Here is a 15,802-nt window from a genome sequence, read left to right as displayed (position 1 = left end):
AATGGTGGAGCTATGCGGGATCGAACCGCAGACCTCCTGCGTGCAAAGCAGGCGCTCTCCCAGCTGAGCTATAGCCCCATACAGCGTAATTTTCACAAGACAAGGCGTGGGACGGCGAAGCATAGTGTACTATGCGAGTCGTGCCACAACGCAGCATTGTGGAAATTTGGTAGGCCTGAGTGGACTTGAACCACCGACCTCACCCTTATCAGGGGTGCGCTCTAACCAGCTGAGCTACAAGCCTATTTCTTTGCGTGTCTTTTTACGCAGTGCGGCGTTGCTGCCTTCGCTCATTCGGTCATGTACTTATGTACACTCCCTCATTCGCTCAGCCCGCGCCTTGCTCTTCGCAAAAATCCAGGCAAATAAACCACTTAGCCTACAGACTTAGTAGCTACCTTTCCGCTCTCTTCACTTTCTGATCAGATAATTCGTGTGAACGCTTGCCGAGACGCGGCATTCGTTAAGGAGGTGATCCAGCCCCAGGTTCCCCTAGGGCTACCTTGTTACGACTTCACCCCAGTCATGAACCACACCGTGGTAACCGCCCTCCCGAAGGTTAAGCTAGCTACTTCTGGTGCAATCCACTCCCATGGTGTGACGGGCGGTGTGTACAAGGCCCGGGAACGTATTCACCGCGACATTCTGATTCGCGATTACTAGCGATTCCGACTTCATGGAGTCGAGTTGCAGACTCCAATCCGGACTACGACCGGTTTTCTGAGATTAGCTTACCCTCGCAGGTTCGCGGCCCTCTGTACCGGCCATTGTAGCACGTGTGTAGCCCAACTCGTAAGGGCCATGATGACTTGACGTCGTCCCCACCTTCCTCCGGTTTGTCACCGGCAGTCTCCTTAGAGTTCCCACCATTACGTGCTGGCAAATAAGGACAAGGGTTGCGCTCGTTACGGGACTTAACCCAACATTTCACAACACGAGCTGACGACAGCCATGCAGCACCTGTCTCTGCGTTCCCGAAGGCACCAAGCTATCTCTAGCAAGTTCGCAGGATGTCAAGAGTTGGTAAGGTTCTTCGCGTTGCTTCGAATTAAACCACATGCTCCACCGCTTGTGCGGGCCCCCGTCAATTCATTTGAGTTTTAACCTTGCGGCCGTACTCCCCAGGCGGTCTACTTATCGCGTTAGCTGCGCCACTAAAAGATCAAGTCCCCCAACGGCTAGTAGACATCGTTTACGGCGTGGACTACCAGGGTATCTAATCCTGTTTGCTCCCCACGCTTTCGCACCTCAGTGTCAGTATCGGTCCAGGTAGTCGCCTTCGCCACTGGTGTTCCTTCCTATATCTACGCATTTCACCGCTACACAGGAAATTCCACTACCCTCTACCGTACTCTAGACTGGCAGTATCAGGTGCAGTTCCCAGGTTGAGCCCGGGGCTTTCACATCTGACTGACCAATCCACCTACGCGCGCTTTACGCCCAGTAATTCCGATTAACGCTCGCACCCTCCGTATTACCGCGGCTGCTGGCACGGAGTTAGCCGGTGCTTCTTCTGCAGTTAACGTCACAGGATGCAGGTATTAACTACACCCCTTTCCTCACTGCTGAAAGTGCTTTACAACCCTAGGGCCTTCTTCACACACGCGGCATGGCTGCATCAGGCTTGCGCCCATTGTGCAATATTCCCCACTGCTGCCTCCCGTAGGAGTCTGGGCCGTGTCTCAGTCCCAGTGTGGCTGATCATCCTCTCAGACCAGCTAGAGATCGTTGCCTTGGTGAGCCATTACCTCACCAACAAGCTAATCTCACGCAGGCTCATCAAATAGCACAAGGTCCGAAGAGCCCCTGCTTTCTCCCGAAGGACGTATGCGGTATTAGACCAAATTTCTCTGGCTTATCCCCCACTACTTGGTAGATTCCTACGCGTTACTCACCCGTCCGCCACTCGTCAGCAACTAGCAAGCTAGTCCTGTTACCGTTCGACTTGCATGTGTTAGGCCTGCCGCCAGCGTTCAATCTGAGCCATGATCAAACTCTTCAGTTTAAATCATATGTGTTACCAGGAATGTGGTAACGGGCTCTAGTACTAAACAACCGGATAACATTCTTAAGAACGTTAAACCTATTTGTAAATCGCTTAAATGAATTCACTTGGTTGCTTGTCTAGACAAGTAAATGTTGCGTTGTCTCAACAAGCGCCCACACGAATTATCTGATCAAATTGTTAAAGAGCGTTGCTTGATGTTTCGTCTCAAGCGAGGCGCATATTCTACTTTGCGCTCATTCAAAGTCAACCGTTTATTTTGCAATTTTGTAAAATTTTTTACTCAGCAACCGGACTTTGAATCCTGCTCCGTAAGCACCGTCAAAATCCAATGGATTCAAGCACTTACTAAGCACCTTGCTTAGTTCAATCAGCCCCGTTTCGGCGGCCTCCCTAAGCAAGGACGGCGAATTCTACAGCGTTCTGAAAAAGGGTCAACACCCTGTCGTAAAAAAACTGAAAAAAACCGTAAAAAAGTGCCATCACGGCTCTTTTTGATCATTAAACCATCAGCGCTGTTCGTTATCTGTACAGAACGGGTCGTTTTGTGGCGGGCAGATACAGAAAAGGCGCCTGACGGCGCCTTTGATTACCCCATGCTATTTCAGCTTTTCAGTACCAGTACCGAGCATTTGGCTCTCTCTGTTACTTTTGCTGTGACCGTACCCAGCATCATTTTTTCAACCGCACCGTGTTTCTGCGCGCCAATGATAATCAGATCAGCTCCGATCTCCCCTGCATGCTTTACGATTGCCTGATGCGCTTTACCTTCACACACCTCGACACTGAACTCCCGGTCTCCCAATATATTGCCCGCCAGCGTTTTCAGCTCCTGCTTCATAGCTGACAGGGCCTTCGCCACCGCCTCTTTTGGGAAGTAGGATGCAACCATCGGCATCTGATACCCCGGTAACACGGACATCAGATGAAGCTCTACATCATCACTGCTGTATTCGGCAACGGTGGTCAGTGAGCGTTTTGCCCCGGCCGGGTCCTGAAGGTCTATAGGTACGAGTACTTTTTTAAACATATTCCCTCCTGTCAGCTCACTTCTCTGCGTCGTTTCTGGAGCATGCCCATGAAGAACAGCAGTGCCAGCACAGGTATCCACAACAACTGTTTAGGTGGTCGCTCCGCTTCGCGCTCGATCTGCTTTATCTCCCAGTCAAAATCCAGACCAGCCTTCTGCGCCTCACTGTCAAACGCAACCATATCTACAATAACTCTGCTCTCTTCCTGTCTCAGGCTTAAGCCTGTACTTTCGAGCTTTTCACTACCACTCCCTTCAGCCGGCAACGTCAGTTCAATGGTTTTATCTACAAAATCACCATCAATCGTTTCGCCTGCCACCCTGAGTCGCAGCGGTGCCCCCTGAGGCAGGGCCTCAGCAATCGCTTCGATCCGGGTCGGTTCAAGGTATTCAGTTGGCTCGAATATCTCGTCCCAGACGAATCCGGGCCGGAACATCAGGAATGCCACCAGCAGTAGAAACACCGTTTCATACCAGCGATTTTTGACCAGCCAGAAGCCCTGGGTTGCCGCAGCAAACACCAGCATCGCCACCAGCGCACCGAAGATCGTCATCAGAAGATGTACAGGACCCTGTATACCGATAAGGATTAACTCGGTATTAAAGATAAACATGAACGGCAATACCGCAGTCCTGATATCGTAAGTAAAACCCTGAATACCTGTACGAATCGGATCCGATCTGGCAATGGCCGCTGCAGCAAAGGCAGCAAGACCCACCGGCGGTGTATCGTCAGCCAGAATGCCGAAGTAGAACACAAACAGATGCACCGCAATGAGCGGAACAATCAGTCCGTGTTCTGCCCCCAGCGTGACTATCACTGGCGCCATCAAGGTAGACACTACGATATAGTTTGCTGTGGTTGGCAGCCCCATCCCAAGTATCAGGCTGATAATCGCCGTGAACAGCAACATCAGCAACACACTGCCACCGGATATAAACTCGACGAATTCGGTCATTACCAGTCCGATTCCCGTCAGGGTCACGGTACCGACAACTACACCTGCCGCCGCTGTGGCCACACCGATACCAATCATATTGCGCGAACCGGAAACCAGGCCGTTAAACAGGTCCTCTACTCCGTGCGTCAGGCAGTCGCCCCAGTCTTCACCTGCACGGAAAAACGCTTTAATCGGCTTGTGCGTTAACACAATAAAGACCATAAAGACCGTTGCCCAGAAAGCTGACAGACCCGGTGAAAAACGCTCCACGGTCAGACACCACACCAGCACCACCACAGGCAGCAGGTAGTAAAGACCCGATTTGACCGTTGGCCCCGTTTCCGGCAAAACCACGATATCTGAATTCGGATCATCCATATGCAGGTCAGGATAACCGGCGGAGTATTTCACCAGAGCAATATAGGCGGCAAGAATGACCAGACCGGCAATGATATAGGAAGCATTGCCCATATAGGCCTTACTCCATCCCAGGCCATAGTAAACAGCCAGAGATACCACGCATACGCCAACAATAATCATCGCCCAGACAGATAGCTTTTGCGCCAGTGTCGCCTTATTCCGGGTTGGCAGGCCCTGCATGCCTGCTTTCATCGCTTCCAGATGCACAATATAGATGAGCGCTATGTACGAAATCAGCGCAGGGAGGATGGCATGCTTGATCACCTCGATATAGGAGATTCCCACATACTCCACCATCAGAAATGCAGCGGCCCCCATAATGGGTGGCGTCAACTGACCATTGGTTGATGCAGCTACCTCTACCGCGCCAGCTTTATAGCCGGGAAAACCAACACGCTTCATCAGAGGGATAGTAAACGTACCGGTCGTCACGACATTGGCAATCGAAGAGCCCGATACCAATCCACTGAGACCCGATGAAACCACGGCAGCTTTAGCCGGTCCGCCGCGCATATGCCCGAGCAGCGAAAAGGCTACCTGGGTGAAGTAGTTACCCGCTCCGGCTTTATCCAAAAGCGCGCCAAACAGCACAAACAAGAATACAAAGCTGGTTGAAACACCCAGAGCAACACCAAACACCCCTTCTGTCGTCAGCCACTGATGGGACATCGCCTTGTTCAGGCTCGCGCCTTTATGGGAGATTACCTCCGGCATATATGGCCCGGCGAAGGTGTAGAGCAGGAAGATACCTGCGACCACCATCAACGGAGGCCCCAGAGCGCGCCGTGTTGCTTCCAGCAACAGTACAATACCGCATACGGCCGTTACCACATCCATGGTGATCGGCGCACCGGCACGGTCAGCCAACTGACTGTGAAACAGGACCAGATAACTGGCACTGAACGCCCCGAACAGGGCAAATAACCAGTCATGCCAGGGGATGCTATCGACCGAAGATGACTTAAAGGCCGGGAAAGCAGTAAAAGCCAGAAAGATCGCAAAGCTCAGATGGATAGCTCTGGCTTCGGTATCGTTAAATACAGCAAAGTTAAGGATAAATGGCAGCGGAGATGCGTACCACAGTTGAAAGAGCGCCCAGGCCAGGGCAACGCCCCAGAGAAATTTGCCGGGGAACCCCTGTGGCGAACGCGCCCCCGAATCGGACTGCGCAACCATCTCCTGAACTTCCTGTGAAACCGAGGCGGTTGTTTTTTGTTGATTATCCGTCACAAGATCACCGTTCCATGTTTACGAGGAGATTAACGTGAGAACTGTTCAGCAACGAAAACGGGGACACTGGGCCCCCGTTATCATTGTACAGACCGATTACATCAGGCCCGCTTCTTTGTAGTATTTTGCCGCACCCGGGTGCAGTGGTGCAGACAGACCATCTTTAATCATCTGCTCTTTCTTCAGGTTAGCAAAAGCAGGGTGCAGTTTGCGGAAGGTATCAAAGTTCTCGAAAACAGCTTTAACCACTTCGTACACTACTTTTTCAGGTACTGCAGTAGAGGAAACGAAGGTTGCGCCCACACCAAATGTGGTGGTGTCAGCGTCGTTGCCACGGTACATGCCCGCTGGAATCGTCGCTGTACGGTAATAGCTGTTATCTGCAATCAACTTATCCACAGCAGCACCGGTCACATTAACCAGCTGGCTGTCGCATGAGGTGGTTGCTTCTTTGATTGCACCACTGGGGTGACCCACGGTGTAGATCATGACATCGATCTTGTTATCACACAGGGCACTGGCCTGCTCAGAGGCTTTCAGCTCTGAAGTCAGGGCAAAGTCATCAACCGTCCAGCCCATCGCCCCCATCAGCACTTCCATCGTGCCACGCTGACCGGATCCCGGGTTACCGATATTGACTCGCTTGCCTTTGATATCATCAAAGTTTTTGATACCACTGTCGGCTCTGGCAACTACCGTGAAAGGCTCAGGGTGAATAGAGAAGACCGCGCGCAGATCTTTATTGGCGCCCACTTCTTCAAATTTGCTCGTACCATTGTAGGCATGGAACTGCCAGTCTGACTGAGCCACGCCCATGTCCAGTTCGCCCGCGCGAATGGTATTCAGGTTGTAAACAGAACCCCCGGTTGACTCCACTGAACAGCGGATACCGTGCTCTTTGCGGTTTTTATTTACCAGACGGCAGATCGCACCACCGGTAGGATAATAAACCCCCGTTACACCGCCGGTACCAATGGTGATGAAGTCCTGAGCAGAAGCTGTTGTTGCGCCTCCCATAGCCGCAATACCAACACCAGCAGCTAACAACCCAGAGGTAAGGGTTTTTCGAAATGTCATAGTAAACTCCCTGTGCTTTATTATTTTATTGAGAACCTGATCGTCTCAATATTTGTGTTATCACAAGGAATACTAGACCCAATAAGGGCAAGGTTACAAATTTGTGGAGTAATAAATACCGGGCAATCCCTTTGAAATAAAAAGGATATTTGTTCTACGCAGGCTTCTGCCCCCTGGGTAACACACGTCTTATCGGAGAAACCGGTGTATTTTCCGATAAGGAAATACATCAACCACAACACCCCTCAATACGGTTTGCTGCATCGCCTGCCAGAACTCGACCCCCAGCAGATCCGCATGCAGCTCATTAAACAATGTACGGATTTGTGGATCACAGGAGGTCAGCATACTGAACTCCTCCGGAAAGACATCATTGGCCGCAACGGAGTACCAGGGCTCTCCGGCCATCTCCTGTTCAGGGTAGAGGGGTTCCGGAATCTTCCGGAAATTGCATTCGGTCAGATAGAGAATCTCATCGTAGTCATAGAACACAACCCTGCCGTGACGGGTGATGCCGAAGTTCTTAAACAGCATATCACCGGCAAAAATATTCGCCGCCGCCAGTTGTTTGATCGCTTTTCCGTATTCATTGATCGCATGAAACAGCGCCTCCTTATCGTTGCTCTCCAGCACCTGTTCGATATGGATATTCAGAGGCGTCATGTACCGCTCAATCCACAGATGACGAATAACCACCTCATGCTCGGAGAGATAAACGGATGAGCCGGCCACCGCAAGCAACTCAGTTATCAGCTCTTCTGAAAAGCGTTCACGGGGGAAAGAGAAATTGGTGAACTCCTGAGTGTCGGCCATACGCCCGACCCGATCATGTTTTTTAACTAACTGGTATTTCTCTTTAACCACTTCACGGGTCACATTTTTTGACGACGAAAAGCGATCTTTAATCACTTTAAAGACCACAGGGTAGCTCGGCAGCGTGAAGACCGTCATCACCATGCCTTTGACGCCGGGTGCGGCGATAAACTGATCCTTCGCACTCTCCATATGGTCAATAAAATCCCGATAGAATTCAGCTTTTCCCTGTTTATAAAAGCCGATTGAGCTGTACAGTTCAGCCAGAGACTTTTGCGGAATCAGTGTATGCAGGAAGCGAATAAACTCCGATGGCACATCCACATCCACCAGAAAATAGGAGCGGGTAAAGCTAAACACCACCGAAACGTCACTCTCATCACTGAGGGCTGTATCGATATAGACCCCACCCTGTTCATTATTCAGTATCGGCAAGACAAAAGGCTGACTACCACTCGCCAGATGAACCCGCCCCACCAGATAAGCCGCCTTGTTCCGGTAAAACACGCTTTCGATCACATCCACCCGGGTATCCTCTTCCCGGAACAATGACTGGGGATATTTATTGCGGATGTAATTGACCAGATTCCTGATATCCCGGCGCTTGTTTTCCCAGGGAATCGCAAAGCTGAAATCGTCCAGCATCCGCGACAGCAACTGCACCAGCCCGGAATCTTTTAAGGAATAAGAGCGGAATGTCTCATCGCCGGAACGGATCTCTTTACCGGCGCGTGTTGAGCGGATAAAAATATTTTCGTTATCGATCAGATGGTGCTGAAAAAGATAACAGTAGACCGAGTTATAGAAGGTCTCAGCCAGCTCCGGGTCAGTCCTCTGCCGAATCAGCTTACTGTAGTAAGCCTTTGCCTGATGCCAGAGCGCAGGCTGATAGACCACATCGCCTAACTGCTGCTCCAGTGCCGCCGCGGTCTCAGCCACCATTTCACCATAAAGATCGATGCGCTCCGCTGCCAGTGCCTGCAACTCACTCCACTCAGCCTGTTCAAAATAGCCCTGAGCGCAGGCAGTTATCTCCTGAAAGCTGAGCCGGTACTCGGCAAAAAACACCATGACCTGAGCAGCGATACGTTGATGTGTCTGACGTCTCATAAATACACCGGAAGCTGAGAATACCCTGCATTATGCGGCAGCCAGCAGGGCCTGTCATGGGTCATGGGTTGAAACAATATTGTCAGCGATCCGCTATATATTTAATGTAAGTGTAGTGAGCAGCATGGGAAGCGACTGAGATGTACGAGATTCCAACACTGGATACCAGTTATCAGAAGCCGGCAGCGATAGCCGTCCTCACCAGCGGCGGAGATTCCCCCGGCATGAACCCGGCGATTCGTGGTGTGGTCAGGGCTGCATTGCATCAGGGCATCAAAGTATTCGGAATCAACAAAGGCTACAGCGGGCTGATCATCGGTGACATGTGGGAGATGAACTCAGCCTCGGTCACCAATATCGTTCAGCGCGGCGGCACCCTGCTTAAAAGCGATCGCTGCCTGGCCTTCAAAGACCCGGCTGTTCGCCATCAGGCAGCAGAGATTCTCCGCGAAAAAGGCATAGAAGCCCTGCTGGTCATCGGTGGCGATGGCTCACTGACCGGGGCTCACCTGCTGGCCCGTGAAAGTGATATCCGCGTGCTCGGCCTGCCCGGCACCATCGATAATGACATTTACGGTACGGATGACACGATCGGCTTTGATACCGCCGTGAATACCGCACTGGAAGCGATCGATAAGATTCGTGACACCGCCCTTTCCCATGAGAGCCTGTTTCTGGTTGAAGTGATGGGGCGCAATTCGGGCTTTATCGCCACCCATGTGGGTATCGCCTGCGGCGCAGAGATGATCGTGGTTCCGGAATATGAAGTTCAGGTCGATGCAATTTCCTTCCAACTGGCCAATAACCGGGCACAGGGGAAAGGTTCCAGCGGCATCATCGTCGTAGCAGAAGGGCCGGTTCCCGGGCTTACCTATAACCTTGCGCGTCAGCTGGAACAACATGAGCAGAAACCCAAGGTGTGTATTCTGGGGCATATTCAACGAGGCGGAAGCCCTTCAGGACACGACCGCATCCTGGCTTCCTGCCTTGGCGCATCGGCTGTGGATTACCTGTGCGCTGGCTACAACGACATAATGATCGGCGTACGTCAGGGAAAAATCACGGAGACCCCGCTGCAGCAGGTTATTGAAAAGGGTAAACAACTCGATCCTGCTTTATTTCAGCGGGCTCTGTTACTGCATAAATAAACCGGAACAACGCCTTAGCCGGTAATTGTCAGCCACTATGACACTACCTATACTGGCGCCATGAAAAAAACCTCACTGCTGGCCCGCTATCAGGCCAGACTTACCCACGAAGGCTGGCAGCCTGACCCTGCTCAGCAGGCTGCCGTCGATCGATTGCAGCAACTGCATGATCAATTACAGCAGCGCCCCTCCCTGTTTCGCCGCAAACCCACCCCCGGCAGCCTCTACCTGTGGGGACCAGTAGGACGTGGAAAAACCATGCTGATGGATCTGTTTTGCGACTCTCTGCCCGATACGCTGCTCCGGCTGCACTTTCACCGGTTTATGCACATGATCCACCAGCAACTGTTTATTCACAGCGGACAGCCAGACCCACTGAAGCATATCGCCGGACAACTGGGGCGACGCTACCGGGTCATCTGCTTCGATGAATTTTATGTGGCGGATATCGGAGATGCGATGCTGCTGGGCCGGCTTTTCCGCGCCCTGTTTGAACAACAGATTGCAATTGTCAGCACCTCCAATTGTGAACCGGATCAACTCTATGCAGATGGCCTGCACAGAGACCGCTTTATTCCCGCCATAGATATGATTAAAACCTGCATGGAGATCTACCCTCTGGATGGAGGGATTGATCACCGTCGGCGGGAGCAGACCCAGCGCAAGGCCTATCACGTAAATCAGCCGGACGCCCTGCACAGGCTCTATCATCAGCTTGAGCCCCTGCATCAGGATTCCGCGACGTTTATTGACCTCTGTAACCGCCGCCTGCCGTGTCACGCGGCAGGCTCCGACAGTATCTGGTTCAGCTTTGAACAACTCTGTGCCGGTCCGCGCAGTTCTGCTGACTACATGGCACTGGCGGAGCGCTATGAGCATGTTCTGCTGGATAGCGTGCCCTGCTTTCGGGGGCCCGATCAGGAACAGATCAAGGCCCGCGGAACAGAAGACGGCTCCGGCAGCGTTAATCCGACCGGGATGCGGGCGATTGTTCAGAACCGCAGTGATGACGGAGCACGTCGCTTTATCGCTCTGGTCGATGAGCTCTACGACTGTCGGGTTAACCTGTATATCAACGCTGATGTTGCTGCGGATCAACTTTATCAGGGCCGGCTGCTGAACCAGCCCTTTCAACGCACGCTGAGTCGCTTGCAGGAAATGAACTCACTGCAGTATCAATCCGAACCCCGGCGCATATTCAGCGAACATAAGGGTTCGACTGCATCTCCTGACCAAACGTGGAACCCGGGCCATGCCCCGGAATAAACTCCACATCTGGCCCCAGAGGAAAAAGCTTATTTTTGATCGAGTCGATCAGCTCCTGATGATTACCCTGCGGGAAATCGGTTCGGCCGATTGAGCCGTTAAACAACACATCGCCAACCAGTGCGACCTGATCTTCCGGATTATAAAACACCACATGCCCCGGCGTATGGCCTGGGCAGTGGATAACCGCCAGCTCAGTTTCGCCCACCACGACCTTATCACCATCTTCAAGCCAGCGGCCCGGGGTAAAAACCTCGCAAGGGGGGAAATTAAACATCTGGCTCTGCTGAGCCAAACCATCAATCCAGAATTGATCGCCTTTATGTGGCCCCTCAATCGGCAGCCCCTGACGTTCTGCCAACTCTGAAGTACCGCCGGCGTGGTCAATATGCGCATGGGTCAGCAGAATCTTCTCCAACTCAACCCCCTCCTCGGCCACCACCGAAAGAATCTTATCCAGATCACCACCGGGGTCGACGACTGCCGCTTTGTTGGTTTTTTCACAGCAGATCAGGGAGCAGTTTTGCTGAAACGGGGTTACCGGAATAATTCTGTACTTCATAAGACTCTCGACAGGCCAGATGGGATTGCGGGAATTATATCAGTCCTCAGCCGCCTGAAAACCTTCAGCAGCCGATACCAGCAACCCCGCTTTTATCCCTCGCCGTCGAACCTGCTGCAGAATCTCACACTCCCGTTGCTGAAAAACTGAGTCTGTCTCAACTGAACAGGCACCAAGCGCATCAAAGCACTCCCGGAGCAGACACAGATCGTGCAGCAAACCCAACTGCTCTGCGAGATGGCGAGTCTGTTTCAATTCATCTGTCTGATCCGGTTTCAGGCGTTTTAATATAAACAGATGCGACTTCACCCGCTTGCGCCAGTCATGAAACGTTTCCGCTTGCAGCGGATCAAGCAGGCGGGCAGATGCAAGCTCTGCCTGCCTGCTGTGCTCTAATACGATGTCCACCTGCACGGCGCCGGCCACATTCGCCGGTTCCAGCTCAGCCTCGAGCTTATCCAGACGTTTCAGCACCCATCTGCGAGAGGGCCCTTGTTGCCGGCTCCGGGAAAGCAGATAACGGCGAACACGCTCTACCTGCGGGTTATCAGATCGCCCCGCGAAAAGCTGCTCCAGCGTACTGAGCAGGACCTGCGAATCCCTCAAAGGCGCCAGAGCACGCGCGAGCTTTTTAGCCTGTCGGCCAGACTTGTACCGGGTCTTCTCCGCTGGCCATAAAACCCATTCTGCCCTGACCTGTTTACTCAAAAGGCGCAAGCGATGGATGGACTCCTCATCCAGTCTTCCTTTGCCACGTCGAAGCCGACGCCGGAGTTTCCGCAGTTTTTTATGCAAGGGGGCAATTTGTAACTGCATGGTCCGGAAGTTTCCTGCTATGTTAGATCTGAAGCCATTCAGGCAATGAACTAAGCATAGACGCGTGGGCCTTTAATCATGAAAAAACACAAGCATGAAGCTGAGTTGGTAAAGGAGGCCCTCAGGGTCGGAGCTCTCTACTTTGAGAAACGGGGAGCCGGAAAGTTTGAACCCACCGACAGTGCTTCAAACAAGATCAAAGCGATTTACCGTTTACTGGTGAAGGACGGGTTGATTCAGCCACTGGCGAAAGATCAGGACAGCGAGCCCAATATGAAACACAAGCTGGCTCTATGGATTGAGCGCCAGTTGCCAGAAGGGCATCCTCTGATTAAAAAGTAGATGTCTCTCCTTCGGTAGCCCAGCCATCCACAGGGGATCTGTGACTTTGCGTCCCCGGATTGCTCCAGGTTTGCCATTATCGAGAGAGGATCTATTCGCTGGAATAGGCTGTTCAATCAGCGGCTCAGCATGCGATGCCGAGCCCTTTTCAAACAGACCTAGAACTAATAGTAGCAGCATTTTTCAGGATTGGCATAGATTGATTCGTTATTACAGGAACAATACGATTCAAACGACCTGAGATCCCTTCCCCTTTTCAATCCTATCAGGCTTAATATGGGGCAGCCCTGAAGTTACAAAGAGCTGGAAACGAATGGATCTTGATAACACTGACGATGCGCAGAACCAGCGCACCGATTTCCTTGAGTGCCTGCGCCTGATTGAGCGCCTGCACCGGCGTATTCTCGATATACTCAAGTTCCGGCTGGAAGCGCTGGGCTATACCGATATCAACAGCGTTCAGGCGCTGCTGCTGCATAATATCGGCGACCGTGAAATGACCGCCGGGGAGCTGCGCACCCGAGGCTACTATCTGGGATCTAACGTCTCCTACAATCTGAAAAAAATGGTCGGCAACGGCTACATCCGTCAGGAGCGCTCCGAACACGACCTGCGTTCGGTGAGAATAAAATTAAGCCAGAAAGGTCTGGCCATTCACAACCTGATCTCAGAACTGTTCGACCAGCAACTGGAACAGATCAGTGCAGAGCAACTACTGGCAGGCGAAGAACTCAACAGCCTGCGCTCACAACTGAAACGTCTGGAAACGTTCTGGGATCACCAGATCAGCGTTTTTTGAACCCTCAGGCCTGATCCGAGTTTTTTTTCTTTTCCTGAGCGGCCAGATACTGCTTATCCATCTCGCCATACTGACGCGCATAGGCCTCAGGGTCTGAACGCCACAAGCGATACAGTTTACGATCATTCGCCGCCATTGGTGGCGGGTTTTCGCGTCGGCGACGCAATGCGTTCAGGGTCACCGGTGTAAACGCAAAGATCACCAGCAAGACCACCAGCAGGTATTTCAGCAGTTCGTCACTCATCGTTATTACTCTCCAGCTACGGGTCAACGTACATAAAAAAGCCGCCGGTAACGGCGGCTTTGCATGTAGTTCAGACCTTACACCTTATGGTAGATCTCTGAACCGGATTCCTTAAACTCTGCAGACTTCTCCTGCATCCCCTGATCAGCATGGGCATTAATCGCCGCCACCTCTGCATCGTCCAGTTCACGCACCTCCTGAGAGATCTTCATGGAACAGAACTTAGGTCCGCACATTGAGCAGAAGTGCGCCACCTTAGAGGATTCTTTAGGCAGAGTTTCATCATGATAAGCACGCGCCGTATCCGGATCCAGACCAATATTAAACTGATCTTCCCAACGGAACTCAAAACGCGCCTTGGACATGGCATTATCACGAATCTGCGCACCCGGATGACCTTTCGCCAGATCCGCCGCATGAGCCGCAATTTTATACGTGATAATCCCCTCTTTTACGTCCGCCTTGTTCGGCAGGCCTAAATGCTCTTTTGGTGTTACGTAGCAGAGCATGGCACAACCATACCAGCCGATCATCGCCGCACCGATACCGGAAGTAATGTGGTCATAGCCCGGCGCAATATCCGTCGTCAATGGGCCCAGCGTATAGAAAGGCGCTTCGTGACACTCTTTCAACTGCTTATCCATGTTCTCCTTGATCATGTGCATCGGCACGTGACCCGGACCTTCGATCATCACCTGAACATCGTACTCCCAGGCGATCTTGGTCAGCTCACCCAGAGTTTCCAGTTCGGCAAACTGTGCCTCATCATTGGCATCGTAAACAGAGCCCGGACGCAGACCATCACCCAGCGAGAAGGAAACGTCATAAGCTTTACAGATCTCACAGATCTCACGGAAATGAGTGTAGAGGAAGTTTTCCTGGTGGTGCGCCAGACACCACTTCGCCATGATAGAGCCGCCACGGGACACAATACCGGTCATACGCTTAGCCGTCATCGGCACGTAACGCAGCAGCACACCCGCATGAATGGTGAAGTAATCCACACCCTGTTCCGCCTGCTCGATCAGCGTGTCACGGAACACCTCCCAGTTCAGATCTTCGGCTACGCCGTTCACCTTCTCCAGCGCCTGATAGATCGGCACAGTACCGATCGGCACCGGAGAGTTACGCAAAATCCATTCACGGGTTTCATGAATATTTTTACCGGTAGAGAGGTCCATGATGGTATCCGCACCCCAGCGGGTACCCCAGGTCATCTTCTCCACCTCTTCTTCGATCGAAGAGGTCACTGCCGAGTTACCGATATTACCGTTAATCTTCACCAGGAAGTTACGGCCGATGATCATCGGTTCCAGCTCAGGGTGGTTGATGTTTGCAGGGATGATCGCACGACCTTCGGCAACTTCCTGACGGACAAATTCAGGCGTAATTTCAGCCGGCAGATTAGCACCAAAGCTGAATCCCGGATGCTGCTCGGCAACCACATTGCCTTCCGCACGCGCTTTAGCCAGCTTCATGTTTTCACGGATGGCGATATATTCCATCTCTGGCGTAACAATCCCCTGACGGGCATAGTGCATTTGACTGACGTTCTTACCGGCCTTCGCACGACGGGGTTTACGCTGCAGATCAAAACGCAGATCGTCCAGACGCAGATCGGCTTCGCGGGCACGACCATATTCGGAAGTCAGGCCAGCCAACTGTTCAGTATCTTCACGTTCGAGAATCCAGGCCTCACGCAGAGGAGCCAGACCTTTACGCACATCGATGCTGACATCAGGATCGGTATAAGGGCCGGACGTATCGTATACATACAGCGGGTCATTTTTCTCACCGCCAAAACCGGTCGGCGTGTCGTCCAGTGAGATCTCACGCATCGGAACCCGGATATCCGGACGGCTGCCTTCAACATAGACCTTACGTGACTTGGGAAACGGCTGTACAGAATCACGGTCAACCGTGGCTGTCTGGCTCAGTGCTTTGCTCTGTTTTGTATTATCTACCATCTTTCAACCTTTATTATAATGTCTGCCTCACA

General features: G+C 52.2%; 12 protein-coding genes, 2 tRNA genes, 1 rRNA gene and 1 riboswitch. Of the genes, 4 read left to right on the top strand and 11 right to left on the bottom strand.

The genetic code is table 11. From position 1 onward, the window contains the following. Nucleotides 1–2: 2 nt before the first annotated feature. The 7 genes from QUD59_RS11325 to aceK form a co-directional block, all read right to left on the bottom strand. Nucleotides 3–78, bottom strand: a tRNA-Ala gene (locus tag QUD59_RS11325). Nucleotides 79–167: 89 nt separating this feature from the next. Next, a tRNA-Ile gene (locus QUD59_RS11320) sits at nt 168–244 on the bottom strand. 220 nt (nt 245–464) lie between these two features. Then, nucleotides 465–2,005: ribosomal RNA gene (locus QUD59_RS11315) — 16S ribosomal RNA — on the bottom strand. Nucleotides 2,006–2,609: 604 nt separating this feature from the next. Continuing rightward, nucleotides 2,610–3,035, bottom strand: a complete 426-nt coding sequence (locus tag QUD59_RS11310; protein ID WP_286237114.1) for a universal stress protein — start codon at nt 3,033–3,035, stop codon at nt 2,610–2,612. A gap of 11 nt (nt 3,036–3,046) precedes the next feature. Continuing rightward, complete coding sequence (locus tag QUD59_RS11305; RefSeq protein WP_286241024.1) at nt 3,047–5,572, bottom strand: TRAP transporter permease; 2,526 nt, start codon at nt 5,570–5,572, stop codon at nt 3,047–3,049. 150 nt (nt 5,573–5,722) lie between these two features. After that, nucleotides 5,723–6,703: a TAXI family TRAP transporter solute-binding subunit gene (locus QUD59_RS11300; protein ID WP_286237112.1), complete on the bottom strand. Its 981-nt coding sequence runs from the start codon at nt 6,701–6,703 to the stop codon at nt 5,723–5,725. A gap of 189 nt (nt 6,704–6,892) precedes the next feature. Continuing rightward, nucleotides 6,893–8,626, bottom strand: coding sequence for a bifunctional isocitrate dehydrogenase kinase/phosphatase (aceK, locus tag QUD59_RS11295; protein ID WP_286237111.1), 1,734 nt, complete (start codon nt 8,624–8,626; stop codon nt 6,893–6,895). A gap of 140 nt (nt 8,627–8,766) precedes the next feature. Between aceK and pfkA the strand changes: the two genes are divergently transcribed. Both pfkA and zapE read left to right on the top strand, forming a co-directional pair. Further along, nucleotides 8,767–9,774 (top strand): 6-phosphofructokinase, encoded by a 1,008-nt coding sequence (gene pfkA, locus QUD59_RS11290; protein WP_286237110.1) that lies wholly within the window; start codon nt 8,767–8,769, stop codon nt 9,772–9,774. Nucleotides 9,775–9,834: 60 nt separating this feature from the next. After that, a complete protein-coding gene (gene zapE / locus QUD59_RS11285) occupies nt 9,835–11,040 on the top strand; it encodes a cell division protein ZapE (protein WP_286237109.1) in 1,206 nt (401 codons plus the stop codon). Here the strand turns inward: zapE and QUD59_RS11280 are convergent. Next, nucleotides 10,973–11,602, bottom strand: a complete 630-nt coding sequence (locus QUD59_RS11280) for an MBL fold metallo-hydrolase (RefSeq protein ID WP_286237108.1) — start codon at nt 11,600–11,602, stop codon at nt 10,973–10,975. The two genes, zapE and QUD59_RS11280, sit on opposite strands and share 68 nt — an antisense overlap. 39 nt (nt 11,603–11,641) lie before the next feature. Further along, on the bottom strand, nt 11,642–12,418 hold the full coding sequence (locus QUD59_RS11275; protein ID WP_286237107.1) for a CHAD domain-containing protein: 777 nt from the start codon (nt 12,416–12,418) through the stop codon (nt 11,642–11,644). Between the two features lie 78 nt (nt 12,419–12,496). On the opposite strand from QUD59_RS11275, the gene QUD59_RS11270 reads away from it, so the two are divergent. Then, nucleotides 12,497–12,760, top strand: a complete 264-nt coding sequence (locus tag QUD59_RS11270) for a DUF5062 family protein (RefSeq protein ID WP_286237105.1) — start codon at nt 12,497–12,499, stop codon at nt 12,758–12,760. Between the two features lie 10 nt (nt 12,761–12,770). After that, nucleotides 12,771–12,845, bottom strand: a riboswitch (cyclic di-GMP riboswitch). A 228-nt stretch (nt 12,846–13,073) separates the two neighbouring features. Beyond that, the gene (locus QUD59_RS11265; protein WP_286237104.1) at nt 13,074–13,559 is read left to right on the top strand and encodes a MarR family winged helix-turn-helix transcriptional regulator; all 486 of its coding nucleotides are present in this window, start codon (nt 13,074–13,076) and stop codon (nt 13,557–13,559) included. A gap of 4 nt (nt 13,560–13,563) precedes the next feature. Here QUD59_RS11265 and QUD59_RS11260 read toward each other — a convergent pair whose 3' ends face one another. Beyond that, entirely contained in the window at nt 13,564–13,803 is a 240-nt protein-coding gene (locus QUD59_RS11260; RefSeq protein ID WP_286237103.1) for a hypothetical protein, read from the bottom strand. Between the two features lie 77 nt (nt 13,804–13,880). Next, nucleotides 13,881–15,770, bottom strand: a complete 1,890-nt coding sequence (gene thiC / locus QUD59_RS11255) for a phosphomethylpyrimidine synthase ThiC (RefSeq protein ID WP_286237101.1) — start codon at nt 15,768–15,770, stop codon at nt 13,881–13,883. Nucleotides 15,771–15,802: the final 32 nt, after the last annotated feature.

This window comes from Neptuniibacter halophilus, from assembly GCF_030295765.1.
Lineage (GTDB): Bacteria > Pseudomonadota > Gammaproteobacteria > Pseudomonadales > Balneatricaceae > Neptuniibacter > Neptuniibacter halophilus.
This window is presented reverse-complemented; position numbering and strand designations above follow the sequence as displayed.

Excerpts from the sequence above, each read along its gene's own strand:
- QUD59_RS11310 (WP_286237114.1), bottom strand. The coding sequence starts at position 3,035 with ATGTTTAAAAAAGTACTCGTACCTATAGACCTTCAGGACCCGGCCGGG.
- QUD59_RS11305 (WP_286241024.1), bottom strand. The coding sequence starts at position 5,572 with ATGGTTGCGCAGTCCGATTCGGGGGCGCGTTCGCCACAGGGGTTCCCC.
- QUD59_RS11300 (WP_286237112.1), bottom strand. The coding sequence starts at position 6,703 with ATGACATTTCGAAAAACCCTTACCTCTGGGTTGTTAGCTGCTGGTGTT.
- aceK (WP_286237111.1), bottom strand. The coding sequence starts at position 8,626 with ATGAGACGTCAGACACATCAACGTATCGCTGCTCAGGTCATGGTGTTT.
- pfkA (WP_286237110.1), top strand. The coding sequence starts at position 8,767 with ATGTACGAGATTCCAACACTGGATACCAGTTATCAGAAGCCGGCAGCG.
- zapE (WP_286237109.1), top strand. The coding sequence starts at position 9,835 with ATGAAAAAAACCTCACTGCTGGCCCGCTATCAGGCCAGACTTACCCAC.
- QUD59_RS11280 (WP_286237108.1), bottom strand. The coding sequence starts at position 11,602 with ATGAAGTACAGAATTATTCCGGTAACCCCGTTTCAGCAAAACTGCTCC.
- QUD59_RS11275 (WP_286237107.1), bottom strand. The coding sequence starts at position 12,418 with ATGCAGTTACAAATTGCCCCCTTGCATAAAAAACTGCGGAAACTCCGG.
- QUD59_RS11270 (WP_286237105.1), top strand. The coding sequence starts at position 12,497 with ATGAAAAAACACAAGCATGAAGCTGAGTTGGTAAAGGAGGCCCTCAGG.
- QUD59_RS11265 (WP_286237104.1), top strand. The coding sequence starts at position 13,074 with ATGGATCTTGATAACACTGACGATGCGCAGAACCAGCGCACCGATTTC.
- QUD59_RS11260 (WP_286237103.1), bottom strand. The coding sequence starts at position 13,803 with ATGAGTGACGAACTGCTGAAATACCTGCTGGTGGTCTTGCTGGTGATC.
- thiC (WP_286237101.1), bottom strand. The coding sequence starts at position 15,770 with ATGGTAGATAATACAAAACAGAGCAAAGCACTGAGCCAGACAGCCACG.